1 protein-coding gene is annotated in these 669 nt (G+C 69.2%); it reads left to right on the top strand.

The genetic code is table 11. From position 1 onward, the window contains the following. Nucleotides 1-310: 310 nt before the first annotated feature. Nucleotides 311-669, top strand: a 359-nt coding sequence (locus KUM32_RS39735) for a CocE/NonD family hydrolase (RefSeq protein WP_302185257.1), incomplete at its 3' end; no start/stop codon positions are given.

Genomic DNA, 669 nt, shown 5'->3' with positions numbered 1-669 from the left:
CCTCCAACTCGATCAGGCAGAAACGATCCGTCCTGGTCAGGACGAGCGATCGATGGGTCGGCTTGACCATATGGTTTTCTGATCCCGGAGGACATGTCCATGGCGCTCACTGTCACGCGATCGACATGCGCCATACGGAGGACACACCTGTCACACGTTGGCGGAACACTCCCGTCACACCGGCCGGAGCCGGCCCGTCGCCCTCTTCTGTCCGCCCGGCCACTCGCGCTACCGTCCGCCCGTGCGAAAACGAGCGCGGGGCACCCGCATCCAGTGGACGACGCTCATATTGGCGGTCGTGACCGCCCTGATGGCCTCCCTCGCGGCCCCGGCCGCCGCACACGGCGGCCGGGGCCGGGACGGCACGGTCCGTGACGGGCTGAGCCGGCCGGTCTACTCCTACGCCGACGCGATACGCGAGTCCGTGTGGGTGGACACCGGACTCGACCTGGACCGCGACGGCAGACCCGACCGGGTGGCGGCCGACATCGTGCGCCCGAGCGAACCCGCCCGCAGGGGCGGCAAGGTGCCCGTCGTCATGGACGCGAGCCCCTACTACTCCTGCTGCGGGCGCGGCAACGAGCCGCAGAAGAAGACCTACGACAGCGCGGGCAGGCCCGTGCAGTTCCCGCTGCACTACGACAACTACTTCGTGCCGCGCGGCTACGC

This window comes from Streptomyces sp. AC627_RSS907 (assembly GCF_019049165.1).
This window is presented reverse-complemented; position numbering and strand designations above follow the sequence as displayed.